Genomic DNA, 19,439 nt, shown 5'->3' with positions numbered 1-19,439 from the left:
GATACCCCGGCCCAACGCCTAGCCGCCCTCCTCGATCAAGCCGCCTAGCGGCGTTGCACTAGCCACTTGACTTTGAGCCACCCAGAGTGAAGGCAGCTTCACGTTCGGCCAGAGGGTGTCGGCCTCTGAGGCCTCCGCGGCGTCGTTAGGCCAGCGAACGCAGCGCCGGCAGCAGCAACTCCAGCGCCCGGCCGCGGTGCGATGCGGCATCCTTTTCGGCCGGGCTCAACTGCGCGGCGGTGCGGTCGGTGCCCGCCGGGACGAACACCGGGTCGTAGCCGAACCCGCCGTCGCCGTGCGGTTCGGCAGCGATGCTGCCCGCCCACTCGCCGCGCACCACCACCTGGTGCTCGGCTCCGTTGCCCCATACCAGCGCGCACGCGGACACGAACGCCGCGCCGCGTCGCTCATCAGGCACGTCGCGCAGCTGCGCCAACAACAGCGCGGTGTTGGCTGCGTCGTCGCCATGACCACCCGACCAGCGCGCCGACAGCACTCCGGGCATACCGTTGAGCGCAGCGACGGTCAAACCCGAATCATCTGCGACACAAGGCAATCCGGTCGCCGCGTAGCCGTCACGCGCTTTAGCCAGAGCGTTCTCCTCGAACGTCGCGGCAGTTTCCGGCGCTTCGGGATACGGCGGCACGTCATCGAGCGAAACCAGCTGCACGCCCGACACTCCGGCGTGCTCCAGTACCCGGCTCAGTTCGGCCAGCTTCTTGCGGTTGCGGCTGGCCACCAACAGTTGCGTCACCGGCGTGGTCAGCTGCCGAACGCCTTCTTCGGCGCCGGCCCCTCCGGCAGCACGCCCGGATACGGCAGTGCCAGCGCTTCGCGCTGCACCACGAACAGCTTCTCGCAGGCGGCCAGCGCCGCGTCGAGCATCTTGTCCAGGGTCGAGCGCGGGAACGTCGCACCCTCGCCGGTGCCCTGGATCTCGACCAGTGTTCCGGTGTCGGTGGCGACAACGTTCATGTCGACCTCGGCGCGCGAGTCCTCCTCGTAGGGGAGGTCGACGCGGACCCGGCCGTCGACCACGCCGACGCTGACGGCTGAGATCGCGCACGACAGCGGGCGGGGGTCAGACAACCTACCGGCGGCCGACAGGTAGGTGACCGCATCGGCGAGCGCCACATAGGCGCCGGTGATCGCCGCGGTGCGGGTGCCGCCGTCGGCCTGCAGTACGTCGCAGTCGATCGCGATGGTGTTCTCCCCCAGCGCGGCCAGGTCGATGCAGGCGCGCAGCGAGCGACCCACCAGCCGGCTGATCTCCTGGGTGCGCCCGCCGACGCGGCCCTTGACCGATTCGCGGTCCGAGCGGGTGTGGGTGGCGGCGGGCAGCATGGCGTACTCGGCGGTCAGCCAACCGCGACCGGAGCCCTTGCGCCAGCGCGGAACACCTTCGGTGACGCTGGCCGTGCACATGACCCGGGTGTTGCCGAATTCGACCAGAACCGATCCGGCGGGATTGGCGGTGAAGCCGCGGGTGATGACGACCGGGCGAAGCTCGTCGTCGAGGCGACCGTCTTCTCGTTTGGACACGCGACAACCCTAGCGGGTCAGATCACGACTTCGTGATGTCGAACGACTCGTCGCACACCACGGCGTGCACCGGGCCGTCGAACTCCGCCTTGGCCTCCCCGATCACGTCCTCACGCGAGGTCCAGGGCGGGATGTGGGTCAGCAGCAGTTGTCCGACACCCGCGGCCGCGGCGATGCGCCCGGCCTCGGTACCCGACAGGTGCAGGTTGGGGGGACGGTTGGCCTCATGGGTCCACGACGCCTCACACAAGAACACATCGGCGCCGCGCGCCAACTCGATCACCGCATCGCAGTAGCCGGTGTCCGCGCTGTAGACCAGCAACGCGCCGGACGGATCGGTGATCCGCATCCCGTACGACTCGGTCGGATGCGACACCAGACCGGGCTGCACACGCAGCTCCCCGAAGGAGACCGGCTCACCGTCCACCCAAGAGCGGACGTCGAAGATGTCGGTGATGTCGTCGATCTCGCCGCCGTAGGGCGATGACGCCGCGCCCATCCGCGACCAGGTGTCGCTGGGCCCGTAGAGCAGGCCCTTGGCGAACGGCTTGATCGCCACCGACGGGTGGTAGCGGCGCCAGACGAACAGCCCGGGCAGATCCAGGCAGTGGTCGGCATGCAAGTGCGACAACAACACGTGGACCGACCCCGGATCGACATGGCGTTGCAGGGCGCCGAGGACCCCACCTCCGAAGTCGATTACCAGCGGCGGCGAGTCCGGCGCCTGCAACAGGTAACCCGATGCCGGCGAGTCCGGACCCACCACACTGCCGGAGCAGCCCAGCACGGTCAGTCGCACGTTCCCTACTGTGCCATGTTCGCCGCGAGCATGACGAAGACACCGTCGCTTTGCTCACTATTCGTCATCGAAATCACCGACTAGTGCAATGGGGCGTGGCGGTGGACGGGTCCGACGCCGGTGATGGCCGGTCCCAAAAACCGGGTAGCCAGGTCAGCAAACGCCTCTGGATCACCGGTGGCTTCGAAGACCCGCGTTGCCGGGGCGGCCTCATGTGGCCGTAGGAGATCACGCTCGCTCAGCACCCGCAACAGTTCCTTGGCGGTCTCTTCGGCGCTGGACACCAGCGTCACCTGCTCACCCATCGCGAGCTGGATCAATCCCGACAACAGCGGGTAATGCGTGCAGCCCAACACCAGGGTGTCGACCCCGGCACGTTGCAGCGGCTCCAGATACCCCTCGGCCAGTCCCAACACCTGCCGGCCACTGGTGATCCCGCGTTCGACGAAGTCGACAAAGCGCGGGCAGGCCACCGCGGTGATCTCGGTGTCACGGGCGGCGGCGAACGCATCCTGGTAGGCGTGACTGGCGATGGTCGCCTGGGTCCCGATCACTCCGATGCGGCCGTTGCGGGTGGTTGCTACCGCCCGGCGCACCGCCGGCAGGATCACCTCGATGACCGGTACGTCGTAGCGTTCCCGCGCATCACGCAGGCACGCCGCCGATGCGGTGTTGCAGGCGATCACCAACGCCTTGATGCCGCGCGCGACCAGGTCGTCCCCGATGGCCAGGGCGTGAGCGCGGACCTCGGGGATGCTCAGCGGGCCGTAGGGTCCGTTGCCGGTGTCGCCGACGTAGATGATGTCCTCGTCGGGCAACTGGTCGATGATCGATCGGGCTACGGTCAACCCGCCGACGCCGGAGTCGAAGATTCCGATCGGGCTCACGCAGCTGCCCCCCGCCGAAGTTTCCGGGCCTTACGTTCTGGACCCGCCAGCCAATAGGCGGCCAACACGCCGGCGAGCGCCCCGCACAGGTGGCCCTGCCAGGACACCCCGCCGCAGACGTTGAGTACCGGCACCGCTCCCCACAGAATTCCGCCGTAGAGGAACAGCACCACGAGCCCGACCAGGATCTGCCAGATCCGCCGGGTGAACCACCCGAACACCACCAGGAAGGCCAGCCAGCCGAAGATCAGGCCGGAGGCGCCGATGTGGTCCGTCGGCCCGCACGATGACCCGACGTTGCCGATCAGCCACGTCCCCAGTCCCCCGACAATCCAGATGATCGCGGTGGCCAGCACAAACCGGGACAGCCCGGTCAACGTCAACAAGAAGCCCAGCACCAGCGCGGGGCCGGTGTTGGCCAGCAGATGCGCCCAGTTCGCGTGCAACAGCGGGGCGAACAGCACTCCCCACAGGCCGTCGGTTTCCAGCGGCCGGATGCCGTTGTGGTCCAACCGGTGTCCGCCGACCTGATCCACGGCTTCGACCAGGTAGAGCAGCCCGACGAACGCGATGATGGTGGCCCCGCCGGTGCGCCAGAGGGATTTCTCCTCGGGCGGCGGTGCCGGTGCTGCCGCACCGCGGGGAGTCATGCCCATCTCACGGCCTTCCCGACCGGTCACCGGGCCGGTCGGCGAATGCGCCGGGCACGGTGCCCCGGTAGGTCGGGATTCCGGCCACCGGATCGGCACACAGCAACCCCGACAGCACCGCCCGGGCTAGAGTGTCCGCCGCCGCGGCGCCGACCGCCGCAACCAAGCCCGTCTCCGGGGACATCGCAGCCGGTGTTCCCGGCAGCGGCGCAACCTCGACGGTCCCGGTCGACAAGGCGAACACCGTGTCGCCATCCACCGGAGTGTGCGAGGGCCGGATGGTGCGGGCCAGCCCGTCCTGCGCGGCGATCGCCACCCGGCGGCAGCCGGCCGGGCTGAGCGCGGCGTCGGTGGCCACCACGGCGATGGTGGTGTTGAGCGCCAGGGTTTTAGGCTCCAGCCCGGCGAGGATCGCCAACTGTTCGGACGGCGGCGCCGTCAGACCGAATTCTTCGATGAGCAGCGTCGACCAAGGCAGACCGGTGGTGGGGTCGATGAGTTCGCCGGTGGGGTTCACCACCACGATCGCCCCCACGGTGACCACGTCGTCCCCGAGTTCGAGCGTCATCGACGCGGTGCCCACGCCACCCTTGAAGACCCCGGCGCGCGCCCCCGCTCCGGCGCCGACGCTGCCCGACGCAGGATGTTCGCCGTCGGGTCCGGCGGCCGCGTCCGCGGCGGCGTAGCCGAATTCGGCGGTGGGCCGTCGATCCCAGCCGCCGACCGGCAGGTCGAAGATGACCGCGGCCGGCACGATCGGTACGACGCCGCCGTCCAGCGCTACGCCGCGGCCCTGCTCCTCCAACCAGGTCATCACGCCGTCGGCGGTGGCCAGTCCGTAAGCACTGCCGCCGGAGAGCACCACCGCGTCCACCCAGCGCACGCTGTTGGCCGGGTCCAGCAGGTCGGTCTCGCGGGTGCCCGGTGCCCCACCGCGACCGTCGACGGCACCGACCGTCCCGGGTGGTGCCAGAACGACGGTGACGCCGGTGGCCCAGCCCGAGCCCAGGGTCGCGTCCGGATCGATCCGCTGGTGGTGGCCCACCCGGATGCCGGCGACGTCGGTGATCGAACCCATCCCTGTCATCGCCTGGACCTTCCCATCAGGGCGACCACCAGGAATTCCTGCAGCACGGTGAGCCACTGATACACGTTGAGCTGACCAGCCATTGGATCACCCGCCGCCAGCTGATCGGGGCCATCGGGGCCGATCTTGAGCACGGCGCCCAGCGCGAGGCGGATGTCGTTGACCGCGGCGATCCAGGCGTTGGCCTGCTCTTCGGTCAACTCGAAACGGCCGCCCTGTTCGGGAACGGTGGCCAGCACTTGTTGTGCCGCGCCACGTTTGGCGTCGATGATCCCCGGTTCGTGCAGACTGCGCAGCGCTGCGTTCAGGCCGCCCGCGTCGACGCCCGAGCCGTCCTCACCGCCTTCGGCGCGGTAGAAATCCGGCAGCAGCCGGCGTGTCGTGGCGTCTTCGGGCGTTCGGGTGTTGCCGGTTCGTATCCCGGTGATCTGTTCAAGTTCGTCTGGTGGAGAAGAAGACTCCCGTGCGTCGAGCATCCCGACGATCGAGCCCACCAGGTTCCGGAGCAGCGCGGCCTCATGAAGGGCCAGCGCAGACCGGAAGCGGGGCCCGTCGTCGGTCTCTACCCGCTTCCATTTCTGCACGGTGAAGTCCGGTTCCCTTCGGTTGAGTCTCAGCGGTCCTGCTGCAGGGTCGCCCACAACCCGGCGGCATGCAGCTTGGACACGTCGACCTCCATCGACTCACGGCTTCCCGCCGACACCACGGCCTTGCCCTCGTGGTGCACCTGCAGCATCAGCTTGGTCGCGTGCTGCTCGCTGTAGCCGAACAGCTTCTGGAAGATGTAGGTCACATAGGTCATCAGGTTGACCGGGTCGTCCCAGACGATGGTCACCCAGGGGGACGCCGTCTCCTCGACCGGGTCGGCGTGCCGCTGTCCGGTGCCCTGCGGTTTCACCGGGGCGGACGTCGGTGCTGACGTGGCCATACTGGTCAGGATACCGAGCCGAGGTGGGGTGCAGTCCAGCCGATACGGTTGATGGGTGAACTCTCCGGCCCGGTGCGGCGGGCTGCTCACCGACAAGTACGAGCTGACCATGCTCGCCGCGGCGCTGCGCGACGGCACGGCCGGTCGGCGGGCCGGCTTTGAGATGTTCACCCGCCGCCTGCCCGAGGCGCGCCGCTACGGGGTGGTCGCCGGCACTGACCGCTTTCTGCAGGCCCTGGCCGAGTTCACCTTCGACGACGCCGCGCTGGATCTGCTCTCGGGGTTCCTGGATCGCGCGACTGTGAATTTCCTGGCGGATTTCCGCTTCCGCGGCGACATCGACGGCTATCCCGAAGGCGAGCTGTATTTCGCCGGGTCTCCGGTGCTCAGCGTGCAGGGCAGCTTCGCTGAGTGCGTCGTGCTGGAGACACTGTTGCTGTCGATCTTCAACCACGACACCGCGATCGCCTCGGCGGCCGCTCGCATGGTCAACGCGGCCGGCGGCCGACCACTGATCGAAATGGGCTCACGCCGCACTCACGAGCAAGCCGCCGTGGCCGCGGCCCGGGCCGCCTACCTGGCGGGGTTTGCCGGAACCTCCAACCTGGAGGCGCACCGCCGCTTCGGTGTGCCGGTGTTGGGCACCAGCGCACATGCCTTCACCCTGCTGCATACCGGCGCCGACGGCGAGTTGGCGGCGTTCCGCGCCCAGGTCGCCGCCCAAGGCGTCGACACCACGCTGCTGGTGGACACCTATGACGTCACCACCGGGGTGGCCAACGCCGTCGCGGCGGCCGGACCGGGACTCGGCGCGGTCCGCATCGACTCCGGGGAGTTGGCGGTGTTGGCCCATCAGGTCCGTGACCAGCTGGACCGGCTGGGTGCCACCGGCACCAAGGTCGTGGTCTCCGGTGACCTCGACGAATACGGCATCGCGGCGCTGCGGGCCGCGCCGGTGGACAGCTACGGCGTCGGCACCGCCTTGGTGACCGGCTCAGGAGTGCCCGCGGCCGGGTTCGTCTACAAACTGGTCGAGGTGGACGGCAAGCCCGTGCACAAGCGCAGCACCGGCAAAGAGTCGCAGGGCGGTCTCAAACAGGCGCTGCGGATCGCCCGCGAAAGCGGCATCGTCACCGACGAGGTCGTCTACCCGGCCGGTCACCCACCGGCAGCGGACGCGCGGGCCCGGACATTGACCGTTCCGCTGGTGCGTGGCGGTGACGTGCTGACCGAGACCGGGGCGACGGCGCTGGCCGCGGCGCGCGAGCGCGTGGTGGCCGGGCTGCACAGCCTGCCGTGGGAGGGGCTCAAACTCGCGCACGGCGAACCGGCGATCCCGACGCGGCTGGTGCCCGGTGGTGACTGAGCGCCGTGCTACTTGCCGTTGCGTTCCCGGTGCTTGCACCCGGGCCAGCAGCACGGGCGGCGCATGCCTTCTTCGAGCTCCTCACGCGTGCGGCGAATCCGGCGCTCACGGGTCGCCTGCTGCTTGGCGTCCTCGACCCAGCAGATGAACTCGTTGCGCGCCAAGGGCGTAATGTCCAGCCACGCAGCCAATGCCGCGGCACTGACGGTCAGCCCGTCACGCAGGTCATCGGGAAGTTCATGCACTGCGCCGCCTGGCAATCGCTGGCTGCTCATCGCCTCAGGGTAGCGGCCCACGGCGGGAAAATGGGTGGGGCGCCGACGCCGGTGTCGCTACCGTGCACGGGTATGGATATCGATGCCGCGACGTTCAGCCAGGACTGGGCGCGGGACTGGAATAACCACGACGTGGACGCGGTGCTGGCGCACTTTCACGACCACGTGGTGTTCACCTCCCCGGTAGCTGCGCAGATGTATCCCGAGACGGCCGGGGTGATCCGCGGCAAGGCCGCGTTGCGGCACTATTGGTCCGGCGCTCTGCAGCGCATGCCGGATCTGCATTTCGTCGTCGAAGACGTATACCGCGGTATCGACACCATCGTCATCAACTACCGCAACCAGAACGGCGGACTCGTCAACGAGGTCCTGCGTTTCGCCCACGACGGCTTGGTCATCGAAGGGCACGGAACCTATCTGGTGGCCCGGTCCGCCGCCACGGCCTGACGGATGAGCGTGCAGATCGCAAAGCGGGCTACCGTGTGCACACCATGGCTGACCCGTCCGTATCCGAGCTGCTCGCCGCCGCGGTAGCCGCACTGGGCGGCAGCGAACGCGAGGGCCAGGTCCGCATGGCCGAGGCGGTGGCGCGCTGCTTCGACACCGGCGAGCATCTGGCGGTGCAGGCCGGCACCGGTACTGGCAAGTCGCTGGCCTACCTGGTTCCGGCGATCGCGCGGGCGCTGGCCGACGAAGACCCGGTCGTGGTGTCGACCGCGACCATCGCCCTGCAGCGCCAGCTCGTCGACCGTGACCTGCCGCGTCTGGCCGGTGCCCTGGAAAAGGTGTTGCCCCGGCGTCCGACCTTCGCACTGCTCAAAGGCCGTCGGAATTATCTGTGCCTGAACAAGGTCCACAGCGGCATAGCCGAAGAGTCGGACAACGAGCCGCAGGCCGAGCTGTTCGATCCCTTCGCAGCAAGTGCCCTGGGCCGCGACGTGCAGCGACTCACCGCGTGGGCTGAAGACACCGACACCGGCGACCGTGACGACCTCAAACCCGGTGTACCGGAACGGTCCTGGTCCCAAGTCAGCGTCTCGGCGCGGGAGTGCGTGGGCGCCGTGCGCTGCGAATACGGCACGGACTGCTTCGCCGAGCGGGCCCGCGCCGTCGCCGCCGAGGCCGACGTCGTCGTCACCAACCATGCGCTGTTGGCCATCGACGCCATCTCCGACACCACCGTGCTGCCCGAGCATCACCTGCTGGTGATCGACGAGGCACACGAGCTCGCCGACCGGGTGACCTCGGTGGCCACCGCCGAGTTGAGCGCGACCATGCTCAGCGTCGCGGTGCGCCGCGTCGGCCGGCTGGTCTCCCCCGAGCTGGTTCAGCGTCTCGACGCCGCATCGCTGACGTTCGGCTCGGCGATTCACGACGGCACCCCCGGCCGAATGGATCACCTCGACGACGAGCTGGCCACCTATCTGGCCGCCCTGCGCGATGCCGCCGGCGCGGCCCGCGCGGCCATCGACACCGCACCCGCCGATCCCAAGGCCGCGGCCGCGCGCAAGGAATCCGTCGCCGCGTTGACCGAGATCGCCGATACCGCGGCCCGGATCCTGACCTCGTTCGAGCCGGCCATCCCCGACCGCTACGACGTGGTCTGGCTCAGCCACGAAGACAACCGGGGCTCGGTGCGGGCGGTGTTGCGGGTGGCACCGCTGTCGGTGGCGGGCCTGCTGCGCGAGCGACTGTTCGCCCGCGCGACGACGGTGCTGACCTCGGCGACGCTAACGGTTGGCGGCTCCTTCGACGCGATGGCCGGCGACTGGGGTCTGCGGCGCGGCGAGGATCCCCAGGCCGCGCGCTGGCGAGGACTTGATGTCGGCTCGCCGTTTGCGCACGCCAAGGCGGGCATCCTCTACGTCGCCGCGCACCTGCCGCCACCCGGACGCGACGGCACCGGCACCGCCGAACAACTCGACGAGATCACCGCGCTGATCACCGCGGCCGGTGGCCGAACCCTGGGCCTGTTCTCGTCGATGCGGGCGGCACGTGCCGCTGCCGAAGCGATGCGCGAGCGCCTCGACACCCCGGTGCTGTGCCAGGGCGAGGACACCACCGGCGCGCTGGTCGAGCAGTTCGCCGATGACGCCGAGACTTCGTTGTTCGGCACGCTGTCGCTGTGGCAGGGCGTTGACGTACCGGGACCGTCGCTGTCGCTGGTCCTCATCGACCGCATCCCGTTCCCGCGGCCCGATGATCCGCTGCTGACCGCTCGGCAGCGCGCCATCACCGCGCGCGGCGGCAACGGCTTCATGGCGGTGGCCGCCAACCACGCGGCGCTGCTGCTGGCCCAGGGCGCCGGCCGGCTGCTGCGCGGGAACGACGACCGGGGCGTGGTGGCGGTACTCGACTCCCGGATGGCCACCGCCCGTTACGCCGGTTACCTGCGGGCCTCACTGCCGCCGTTCTGGGGCACCACCGACACCGCCAAGGTGCAGCTGGCGCTACAGCGGCTGCGCGGCGCCTGAGCGCACTATCGTGGTACCCCATGCGCCTTGCCAACCACCGTGTGCTCGTCACTGCCTGCACGCTGGTGTTGTTGCTGAGCGGGTGCGCCCGCATGCTCGACGGACAACCCGTGTCGGTGTTCGCGGACCCGTTCCGGGTGGGCGGCCTGCAGGCCGTCGACGGGCCCACCGGGCTGCGCCCTGACGCGCCGCCGCCGACCCGGGAGGTCAACGGGACCGACGGCGGGCGGATCGATCAGCTGGCCGCCCAGTCGGTCAGCGACCTCGAGGCGTTTTGGACCACGACCTATCCCAACACCTTCGACGGTGAGTTCAAGCCGGCGAAATCCCTGCTGTCCTGGGATCCGGCGCAACTACGCGGAAAGTTCTGTGACAGTAGGACTTTCCTGCTGGTCAATGCCGCCTACTGCTATCTGGACAACACCATCGGCTGGGATCGCCGGCTGCTGCTGCCCGCGCTGCGCAGCGCCTATGGCGACATGGCCATCACCATGGTGCTCGCCCACGAGTACGGCCACGCGATCGCCCGGACCGCCGGCATCACCAAGCGGCGCCAGACCCCGACACTGGTGGCCGAGCAACAGGCCGACTGCCTAGCCGGTGTCTACCTGCGCTGGGTGGCCCAGGGCGATTCCCCCCGGTTCACGCTGAGCACCGGCGACGGGCTCAACAGCGTGTTGGCCGCGATGTTGGCGCTGCGCGATCCGTTGCTCGGCCCCGACGAGACGATCGGCAACAACGAGCATGGGTCGGCCTTCGAACGGATCTCAGCGTTCCAGTTCGGGTTCACCGACGGCGCCGGGTCATGCCAGGCCATCGATGCCAAGGAGATCGAGCGGCGGCGCGGCGAATTGCCCGTTCAGCTGCAACAGGACGAGACCGGCGAGGTGCCGGTCAGTGAGGAATCGGTGCAGCTGGTTCTCGACGCGATGAACATTGCGTTCACCCCGGCCCAGCCACCGAAACTCACCTTCGACACCGCGGCGGCATCGTCGTGCTCGGACGCCCGCCCCAGCCCGCCGGCCTCGTATTGCCCGGCGACCAACACCATCGCGGTCGACCTGCCGGCCCTGCAGACTATGGGCACCCCCAGCAAGGACCAGAAGTTGGCGACGCTGACCGGCGACAACACTGCCTATTCGGCGCTGATCTCGCGGTACCTGCAGCGCGTTCAGATCGAGCACGGCGGCCTGGTGCTCGACAATGCCGCGGCCGCACTGCGCACCGCGTGCCTCACGGGGGTGGCCACCACCCGGTTGTCCCAGGGCGTCACCACCTCCAACGGCGGCAGGATCGCCTTGACGGCGGGCGATCTGGACGAAGCGGTCGCCGGGCTGCTGACCAACGGCCTGGCCGCCGGCGACATCAACGGCGAATCGGTGCCGGCCGGGTTCTCTCGCATCGATGCCTACCGCACCGGGGTGCTCGGCGATTTCGATCGCTGCCTGGCCCGCTTCCCGTGACGCGGCATGCGCTTCGTCGGTTCGCGCACTCAGGCCAACGTGACCAATCCCAGCTCGGCGTCACCGGACAGCAACGGATGGCACGGCAGCACCCGCACGGTGTAGCCCACCGATCCGGCGACCGGTAGCCGGCTGGTCGTGGAGAACACTTCCGTGCCGTCAGTGTCGGTGTGAGCGTGCGACATTGCCACCGTGACCGGCTCCAGCAGGGTGTCACCGGAATCCACCCGGCCCAGCACCGCCTGCACCACCACCTCGTCCGGCCGCAGCCCGGCCAGCCGCACTGAGGCGGTCAGCGTCAGCTCCGACCCCAACCAGGGCGCGTCGGGCAACCCGGTGCTGTCGACGTCGGTGATCTGGATGTGCGGCCAGGCCGCTTCGGCTCGGCGCCGGTAGTCGGCCAGCTGACGCGCCGCACCGTAGGGCACGCCGTCGATCGGCTCGCAGGTGCGCCGCACCGACTGAGCGGCCGGGGCATAACACTGCTCCACGTAGTCGTGCACCATCCGCGACGCCAGCACCTTCGGTCCCAGCGTCTGCAGCGTGTGGTGCACCATCTCCATCCATCGCGGCGGCACGCCCCGGTCGTCGCGTTCATAGAACCTCGGTACCACCGATGACGCCAGCAGGTCGTAGAGCGCCGCGGCTTCCAGATCGTCACGCCGATTCTCGTCGGCGACGCCGTCCGCGGTGGGAATCGCCCAGCCGTTCTGGCCGTCGAACCACTCGTCCCACCAGCCGTCGCGAATCGACAGGTTCAGCCCGCCGTTGAGCGCGCTCTTCATTCCCGAGGTACCACAGGCCTCCAACGGGCGCAGCGGATTGTTCAGCCAGACATCGCATCCGGAGTAGAGGCGCCGCGCCATCGACATGTCATAGTCGGGCAGGAATGCGATGCGGTGCCGCACCTCCGGGCGGTCGGCGAACCGCACCACCTGCTGAATCAGCGCCTTACCGTCGTTGTCGGCCGGATGGGACTTGCCTGCAACGATCAGCTGGACGGGGCGCTGCTCATCGAGCAGCAGTTGCTCCAGTCGGTCGGGATCACGCAGCATCAGCGTCAACCGCTTGTACGTCGGCACCCGGCGGGCGAAGCCGATGGTCAACACGTCTGGGTCGAATGCCGTGGCGATCCAGCCCAACTCGGCTTCCGAGGAGCCGCGTTCCAGCCCCGACTGCAACAGCCGCAACCGGACCTCGTCGACGAGCAGCGCCCGCAGCTGCGAGCGGATGGACCACAGCGACACCGGATCGACCTGCTGAAGACGCTGCCAGGCCGCCGGCTCGCTGAACGAGTCGGGAGCAGCCACGTCGCGACTGAGCTGCAGCCACGGCGGCGCAGCCCAACTCGGCGCGTGCACCCCGTTGGTGATCGAGCCGATCGGCACTTCGTCGCCGTCGAACCCGGGCCACAGGTCGTTGAACATGACCCGGCTGACCCGGCCGTGCAGCCGCGAGACGCCGTTGGCGCGCTGCGCCAGCCGCAGGCCCATATGGGCCATGTTGAACATGGCGGGATCGTGTTCCACGCCCAGTTCCATGATCCGCTCGGTGGGCACGCCGGCGACCAGGGCGTCAACGCTGTCGTCGAAGTACCGGCGCACCAGGTCGGCGGGGAATCGGTCGATTCCGGCCGGAACCGGGGTGTGGGTGGTGAACACGGTCGCCGAACGGACCACAGCCAGCGCGGTGTCGAAATCCAGGCCCTGTTCGGCGATCAGCTCACGGATGCGTTCGACGCCGAGGAACCCCGCATGCCCCTCGTTCATGTGAAAGACCTCGGGATCGGGCATGCCCTGCAAACGGGTGAATTCGCGGATCGCCCGCACGCCGCCGATGCCAGCCAGGATCTCCTGCCGGATCCGGTGCTCCTGGTCGCCGCCGTACAACCGGTCGGTGATTCCGCGCAGCTGGTGCGGGTTCTCGCCGATGTCGGAATCGAGCAGCAGCAACGGCACTCGGCCGACCTGTGCCACCCAGATCCGGGCCCGCAGCCGACCGGCACCCGGCAATGCCACGTCGATCAGCACCGGTCTGCCGTCGGTATCGACCAGCAGCCGCAACGGCAGCCCCTGCGGGTCCAGTGCCGGATAGGTCTCGCGCTGCCAGCCGTCGGCGGTCAGCGCTTGACGGAAATACCCGGACCGGTAGTACAGCCCCACCGCAATCAACGGCACGCCCAGGTCCGACGCCGACTTGAGGTGATCCCCGGCCAAGATCCCCAGGCCGCCCGAGTAGTTGGGCAGAGCTTCGGCGACACCGAATTCCATCGAGAAGTAAGCGATCGCCGCCGGCAGCGCCGCCCCGCCGTCCTGCTGGTGCTGGTACCACCTCGGCCTGGTCAAGTACGCCGTGAGGTCGGCAGACAGCGCGTCAAGCCGGCCGGTGAACTCCTGATCGGCGGACAGCTCCTCGAGCCGCGCGGGGCTGACCGCTCCCAGCAGCGCTACCGGGTCACGCCCACACCCGTCCCACAATTCGGGGTCGATGGCGGCGAACAATTCCTGAGTCGGCTGCTCCCACGACCAGCGCAGGTTCATCGACAGCTGCTCGAGTGCCAGCAGTCTCTGGGGCAGGTGGGCGCGAACGGTGAACCGGCGGAGGGCCTTCACTGTCGCCACCTTACCGAAGCTGAGGCTGCCGAGATTCGGTTGTGAACACCTCGCTCGGTTCCGGTCGGCGTCGCCGGACGGTTAACGTGGGCACATAGAGCCCGACGACGAACGGAGTGCGGTGGCTGGCCGAGTCGAGGTCGACGATGTCGAACCGGTCGTCTCCTGCGGCCGTTACCCGGCCAAGGCCGTGGTCGGTGAGACCGTGCCGGTCAAGGCCACGGTCTGGCGTGAAGGCCACGAGGCCGTCGCGGCGACGTTGGCGGTGCGCTACGTGGGGCTCCGCTACCCGCTGCCCGGCGATCCCCCGCCCGCGGCCTCGACCGGCTCGGCACTGCAGCTGCCCATGCACACCGGGTTCGACGCCTACGTGTTTCACGGCGCCTTCACTCCCGACGCCGTCGGCTTGTGGACTTTCCGCGTCGAGGGCTGGGGGGATCCGCTGCAGAGCTGGCGGCACGCGGTGACCGCCAAGCTCGACGCCGGCCAGGCCGCGGCCGAGCTGTCCAATGATCTGTTGCTCGGCGCCGCGTTGTTCGACCGCGCCGCAGCCGGAGTGCCATCCGCACGGCGTGAACCGGTGCTGGCGGCGGCCGCCGCGTTGCGTGCCCCAGGCGATCCGGTGTCGCGGGCGGCGCCGGCGCTGTCTGCCGAACTCGACGAGCTGCTGGCCCGTTATCCACTGCGTGACCTAGTCACCCCCAGCGTCGAGTATCAGGTCTGGGTGGATCGGCCGTTGGCGCGCCGCGGCGCATGGTACGAGATGTTCCCGCGCTCTACCGGTGGCTGGGATGCCGAGGGCCGGCCCGTGCACGGCACGTTCGCCACGGCGGCCGCGGCGCTGCCCCGGATCGCGGAGATGGGTTTCGACGTGGTGTACCTGCCACCGGTCCACCCCATCGGCCGAGTACACCGCAAGGGCCGCAACAACTCCGCGACCGCCGAACCCGGTGATGTGGGTTCACCGTGGGCCATCGGCAGCGCCGAGGGCGGCCACGATGCGGTGCATCCGGAACTGGGCGACATCGGCGACTTCGACGCCTTCGTCGCGGCGGCGCACCGGCTCGACCTGGAGGTCGCGCTGGACCTGGCGCTGCAGTGCGCACCGGATCACCCCTGGGCCACCCGGCATCGGGAATGGTTCACCGAGCTACCTGACGGCACCATCGCCTACGCGGAAAACCCACCGAAGAAGTACCAGGACATCTACCCGCTGAACTTCGACAACGATCCGGCCGGCCTGTACGCGGAGGTACTGCGGGTGGTCCGGTTCTGGATGGACCACGGGGTGAAGATCTTTCGGGTCGACAACCCGCACACCAAGCCCCCGGACTTCTGGCTCTGGTTGATCGGCGCGGTCAAGAACATCGACCCGGATGTGCTGTTTCTGTCCGAGGCTTTCACCCCACCGGCGCGCCAGTACGGACTGGCCAAGCTGGGATTCACCCAGTCCTATTCGTACTTCACCTGGCGGACAACGAAGTCCGAGCTCACCGAGTTCGGCCGGCAGATCGCCGAGCTCGCCGACTTCCGCCGGCCGAATCTGTTCGTCAACACCCCCGACATCCTGCACGCCAGCCTGCAGCACGGCGGCCCCGGGATGTTCGCCATTCGTGCGGTACTGGCGGCGACGCTGGGCCCGGCGTGGGGCGTGTACTCCGGATTCGAGTTGTTCGAGGACCGTGCAGTGCACGAGGGCAGCGAGGAGTACCTCGATTCGGAGAAGTACGAGCTTCGGCCCCGCGACTTCGCCGGCGCTGTAGCCGAAGGACGCTCCCTGGAGCCGTTCATCGCCCGGCTCAACGAGATTCGACGCCTGCATCCGGCTTTCAACCAGCTGCGCACCGTGCACTTCCATCATGTCGACAATGACGCGTTGCTGGCCTACAGCAAGTTCGACCCGGCTACCGGTGACACCGTGCTGGTGGTCGTCACACTGAATCCGTTCGGCGCCGAGCAGGCGACACTGCACCTGGACATGTGGGCACTGGGAATGCCTGATTACCAACGCTTCTGGGTGCGTGACCAGATCAGCGGCGAGGACTACAACTGGGGCCAGGACAATTACGTGCGGCTGGACCCGGCACGAGCGGTCGCTCACATCGTCACCATGCCGCCGATCAATGCCGGTGCCCGCATCGAGCAGCTGCGCCGCTGATGAGCACGATGACCCGACACCTGGCACCCCATCCTGCCGATCTGGCCCGGCTGCGCGACGGTGAACACCACGATCCGCACTCCGTCCTGGGCGCTCACGAATATGGCAAGACCACCGTCGTCCGGACGCTGCGCCCGCGCGCTCGGCGCGTAGTGCTGCTCGTCGGTACCGAACGCTTCCCCATGCGCGATCTGGGCTCCGGGTTGTTCGCGGCGGCCCTGCCGTTCACCGGACTCATCGACTACCGGCTCGAGGTGCACTACCCGGACACAGCTGAGTTCGCCGAGCCCACCGGCGTGCAAACGGTCGCCGACGGGTACCGGTTTGCACCAACCCTGGGTGAGTTCGACCTCTATCTGTTCGCCGAGGGACGCCACGAACGTCTCTGGGAGGTGATGGGGGCTCAGCACCGCAGCTTCACCACACCCGACGGCGAGGTGTCCGGCGTGTCCTTCGCGGTGTGGGCGCCCAACGCCACCGGGGTGAGTCTGATCGGTGATTTCAACGGCTGGGCCGGTGACGACACCCCGCTGAGGTCGTTGGGCTCCTCCGGCATCTGGGAAGTGTTCTGGCCCGACTTCCCCACCGCCGGCCTCTACAAGTTCCGCGTCCACGGTGCCGACGGCGCCGTCACCGAGCGGGCCGATCCGTTCGCCTACGCCACCGAGGTACCGCCGCGCACCGCATCGATGGTGACGGTCAGCGACTACACCTGGAACGACGCCGACTGGATGGCACAACGCGCCACGCGCGACCCGGTCAGCGAGCCGATGAGCACCTACGAAGTCCATCTGGGCTCGTGGCGTCCGGGGCTCACCTACCGCCAGCTGGCGATCGAACTCACCGAATATGTTGTCCAGCAAGGCTTCACCCATGTCGAGCTGCTGCCGATAGCGGAGCATCCGTTCGGCGGGTCGTGGGGATACCAGGTGACGTCGTACTACGCGCCGACCGCGCGGTTCGGCACCCCCGACGACTTCCGGGCGCTGGTCGACGCGCTGCACGGTGCCGGTATCGGCGTCATCGTGGACTGGGTGCCGGCGCACTTCCCCAAGGATGACTGGGCACTGGGCCGATTCGACGGGACTCCGCTCTATGAGCACTCCGATCCGCGCCGCGGTGAGCAACTCGACTGGGGCACCTACGTCTTCGACTTCGGCCGCCCAGAGGTTCGCAACTTCCTGGTCGCCAATGCGCTGTATTGGCTGACCGAGTTCCACGTGGACGGGCTGCGGGTGGACGCCGTCGCGTCGATGCTCTACCTGGACTATTCGCGCCCGCACGGCGGGTGGACCCCCAACATCCACGGCGGCCGCGAGAACCTGGAGGCGGTGCAGTTCCTGCAGGAGTTGAACGCGACCACCCACCGGATCGCGCCGGGCATCGTGACCATCGCCGAGGAGTCCACCTCCTGGCCGGGAGTCACCCGGGACACCAGCCTTGGCGGACTGGGATTTTCGATGAAATGGAACATGGGCTGGATGCATGACACCCTGGCCTACCTCGGCCACGATCCGGTGCACCGCAGCTACCACCACCACAACATGACGTTCTCGATGCTGTACGCGTTCAGCGAGAACTACGTGCTGCCGGTCAGCCACGACGAGGTGGTGCACGGCAAGGGCACCCTGTGGTCCAGGATGCCCGGCTTCGGCCATCAAGAGGCCCACCACAAGGCTGCCGGCCTGCGCGCACTGCTGGCCTACCAGTGGGCGCATCCCGGCAAGCAATTGCTGTTCATGGGCCAGGAATTCGGCCAGCGCGCTGAGTGGTGCAACGAACGCGGCGTCGACTGGTTCCAGCTCGACCCCCAAAGTGAGCCCGACGGCTACTCCCCCGGCATCCTGCGCCTGGTCAGCGACCTCAACGCCCACTACCGCGCGCTGCCCGCCTTGTGGACCCAGGACGCCGACCCGCGGGGCTACTCCTGGATCGATGCCAACGACTCGGCCAACAACGTGCTGAGCTTCCTGCGCTACGGCACCGACGGGTCAGTGCTGGCCTGTGTGTTCAATTTCGCCGGCGTCACCCACGCCGATTACCACCTGGGGCTGCCCCGGGCCGGCCGCTGGCGTGAGGTGCTCAACACCGATGCGGTCGGCTACCGCGGTTATGGTGCGGGCAATCTGGGCGGGGTCTTGGCCACCGACGATCCGTGGCATGGCCGTCCGGCCTCCGCGGTGCTGGTGCTGCCGGCCCTATCGGCCGTGTGGCTGGCGCCCGAGTAGCGGGGGCCCACCGGGTCAGTACAGCGCGTTGGCCAGGCTGCGCCGGCCGGCGACGACCTCCGGGTCGGCGGGATCGAACAGCTCGAACAGCTCCACCAGCCGGCTCCGCACCGCGGTCCGCTCGTCACCGGCGGTCCGTCGCACCAATGCGATCAGCCGGTCGAACGCCGCAGTGACGTCCTGGTTGAGGATCTGCACGTCGGCCGCGGCGAAGGCGGCCTCGACGTTGCCCGGATCGGCGTCGGCCTGCGCCGGCGCATCGGGTTGCCGACCGGTCGCGCGTTCCAGGAAGTTGAGCTGACGCAGCGCCCCCTTGGCCTCGACGTGGTTGGGGTCGGTCTCCAGCAACGCCTGATAGGAGGCGCGCGCCGCGGGAAAGTCACCGGCGTCGAGTTGGTCGCGGGCTTGCGCCAGTACTGGGTCCACCTGCTCGGGCTGCTCAGCGTCACCGCCGCCGGCAAGCTTGCCCGCGGTGGCCGACACCAGCGAGTCCACCCACCGCCGCAGCTGGTCGGGCGGCTGGGGCCCCTGAAAGCTGGTGATCGGTTGGCCGGCGGCCAGCGCGATCACGGTCGGCACCGCGTCCACGCCGAACACCTGCGCCACCCGCGGGGCGACGTCGACATTGACCGTCGCCAGCGACCACTTGGGCGCACCCTCGGCGTTGTCCTCCTGGGCCAGCGCGGCGAGGGAATCGGCCAGCTGAATGCAGGCCTCACTGCGCGGCGACCACAGCAGCACCACCACCGGCACTTGGTTGGACCGGACCAGCACCTCGTCTTCGAAGTTGGCCTCGGTGATCTCGGTGGCGCCCGGCGGGGCCGGGGCGTTACCGGCGGCACCGCCGGATTGTGCCGGCTTCTTGAGGCCGGACAGGTCCACTGCTCCGGCCAAGGCCGGGCCGATGGGGGGTCGAGGACGCGTCACGCAGTCAAGTCTGTCACGCCGCCATCCCGGCGCCGCCGACGGC

Annotated in this window: 17 protein-coding genes; 6 read left to right on the top strand and 11 right to left on the bottom strand. The window is 68.8% G+C overall.

What is annotated here, in order from left to right; all coding sequences use genetic code 11:
- Window positions 1-145: 145 nt before the first annotated feature.
- From rdgB to clpS, 8 genes are all read right to left on the bottom strand, one after another.
- Window positions 146-754 carry an RdgB/HAM1 family non-canonical purine NTP pyrophosphatase gene (gene rdgB / locus ACJH71_RS21875; RefSeq protein WP_406760079.1) on the bottom strand — a complete coding sequence of 203 codons (609 nt, stop codon included), beginning with the start codon at window positions 752-754 and terminating at the stop codon, window positions 146-148.
- An 8-nt stretch (window positions 755-762) separates the two neighbouring features.
- Window positions 763-1,542: a ribonuclease PH gene (gene rph / locus ACJH71_RS21870; protein WP_406760078.1), complete on the bottom strand. Its 780-nt coding sequence runs from the start codon at window positions 1,540-1,542 to the stop codon at window positions 763-765.
- A gap of 22 nt (window positions 1,543-1,564) precedes the next feature.
- Entirely contained in the window at window positions 1,565-2,341 is a 777-nt protein-coding gene (locus ACJH71_RS21865; RefSeq protein ID WP_406760077.1) for a cyclic nucleotide-degrading phosphodiesterase, read from the bottom strand.
- Window positions 2,342-2,421: 80 nt separating this feature from the next.
- On the bottom strand, window positions 2,422-3,228 hold the full coding sequence (gene murI, locus ACJH71_RS21860) for a glutamate racemase (protein WP_406760076.1): 807 nt from the start codon (window positions 3,226-3,228) through the stop codon (window positions 2,422-2,424).
- The gene (locus ACJH71_RS21855) at window positions 3,225-3,884 is read right to left on the bottom strand and encodes a rhomboid family intramembrane serine protease (RefSeq protein ID WP_406760075.1); all 660 of its coding nucleotides are present in this window, start codon (window positions 3,882-3,884) and stop codon (window positions 3,225-3,227) included. Before ACJH71_RS21855 ends, murI begins: the two co-directional genes overlap by 4 nt.
- Before the next feature lies 1 nt (window position 3,885).
- The gene (locus tag ACJH71_RS21850; protein ID WP_406760080.1) at window positions 3,886-4,956 is read right to left on the bottom strand and encodes a P1 family peptidase; all 1,071 of its coding nucleotides are present in this window, start codon (window positions 4,954-4,956) and stop codon (window positions 3,886-3,888) included.
- A gap of 5 nt (window positions 4,957-4,961) precedes the next feature.
- A complete protein-coding gene (locus ACJH71_RS21845) occupies window positions 4,962-5,549 on the bottom strand; it encodes a DUF2017 domain-containing protein (protein WP_406760074.1) in 588 nt (195 codons plus the stop codon).
- Window positions 5,550-5,578: 29 nt separating this feature from the next.
- Window positions 5,579-5,893, bottom strand: a complete 315-nt coding sequence (gene clpS / locus ACJH71_RS21840; protein WP_406760073.1) for an ATP-dependent Clp protease adapter ClpS — start codon at window positions 5,891-5,893, stop codon at window positions 5,579-5,581.
- A gap of 55 nt (window positions 5,894-5,948) precedes the next feature.
- Here clpS and ACJH71_RS21835 point away from each other — a divergent pair, with 55 nt between their 5' ends.
- Window positions 5,949-7,259, top strand: coding sequence for a nicotinate phosphoribosyltransferase (locus ACJH71_RS21835; protein ID WP_406760072.1), 1,311 nt, complete (start codon window positions 5,949-5,951; stop codon window positions 7,257-7,259).
- A gap of 8 nt (window positions 7,260-7,267) precedes the next feature.
- On the opposite strand, the gene ACJH71_RS21830 is transcribed toward ACJH71_RS21835, so the two are convergent.
- Entirely contained in the window at window positions 7,268-7,534 is a 267-nt protein-coding gene (locus ACJH71_RS21830) for a YdeI/OmpD-associated family protein (RefSeq protein ID WP_065039541.1), read from the bottom strand.
- Window positions 7,535-7,606: 72 nt separating this feature from the next.
- On the opposite strand from ACJH71_RS21830, the gene ACJH71_RS21825 reads away from it, so the two are divergent.
- From ACJH71_RS21825 to ACJH71_RS21815, 3 genes are read left to right on the top strand one after another with little or no spacing between them, the layout of a single operon-like run.
- Window positions 7,607-7,981 (top strand): nuclear transport factor 2 family protein, encoded by a 375-nt coding sequence (locus ACJH71_RS21825; protein ID WP_406760071.1) that lies wholly within the window; start codon window positions 7,607-7,609, stop codon window positions 7,979-7,981.
- Window positions 7,982-8,025: 44 nt separating this feature from the next.
- Entirely contained in the window at window positions 8,026-10,008 is a 1,983-nt protein-coding gene (locus ACJH71_RS21820) for an ATP-dependent DNA helicase (protein WP_406760070.1), read from the top strand.
- A 20-nt stretch (window positions 10,009-10,028) separates the two neighbouring features.
- Window positions 10,029-11,471, top strand: a complete 1,443-nt coding sequence (locus ACJH71_RS21815; protein ID WP_406760069.1) for a neutral zinc metallopeptidase — start codon at window positions 10,029-10,031, stop codon at window positions 11,469-11,471.
- 29 nt (window positions 11,472-11,500) lie between these two features.
- On the opposite strand, the gene glgP is transcribed toward ACJH71_RS21815, so the two are convergent.
- Window positions 11,501-14,083: an alpha-glucan family phosphorylase gene (gene glgP, locus ACJH71_RS21810; RefSeq protein ID WP_406760068.1), complete on the bottom strand. Its 2,583-nt coding sequence runs from the start codon at window positions 14,081-14,083 to the stop codon at window positions 11,501-11,503.
- Between the two features lie 121 nt (window positions 14,084-14,204).
- On the opposite strand from glgP, the gene ACJH71_RS21805 reads away from it, so the two are divergent.
- Window positions 14,205-16,241, top strand: coding sequence for an alpha-1,4-glucan--maltose-1-phosphate maltosyltransferase (locus tag ACJH71_RS21805; RefSeq protein ID WP_406760067.1), 2,037 nt, complete (start codon window positions 14,205-14,207; stop codon window positions 16,239-16,241).
- A complete protein-coding gene (gene glgB / locus ACJH71_RS21800; protein ID WP_406760066.1) occupies window positions 16,241-18,469 on the top strand; it encodes a 1,4-alpha-glucan branching protein GlgB in 2,229 nt (742 codons plus the stop codon). The genes ACJH71_RS21805 and glgB overlap by 1 nt, the downstream gene beginning before the upstream one ends.
- Before the next feature lie 15 nt (window positions 18,470-18,484).
- On the opposite strand, the gene ACJH71_RS21795 is transcribed toward glgB, so the two are convergent.
- Window positions 18,485-19,396 carry a co-chaperone YbbN gene (locus tag ACJH71_RS21795; RefSeq protein ID WP_406760065.1) on the bottom strand — a complete coding sequence of 304 codons (912 nt, stop codon included), beginning with the start codon at window positions 19,394-19,396 and terminating at the stop codon, window positions 18,485-18,487.
- Window positions 19,397-19,439: the final 43 nt, after the last annotated feature.

The sequence above is a fragment of the Mycobacterium sp. SMC-15 genome (assembly GCF_045310925.1).
GTDB lineage: Bacteria > Actinomycetota > Actinomycetes > Mycobacteriales > Mycobacteriaceae > Mycobacterium.
Note: the sequence above shows the minus strand (reverse complement) of the source record. Positions and strands in the feature narration are given on the sequence as shown.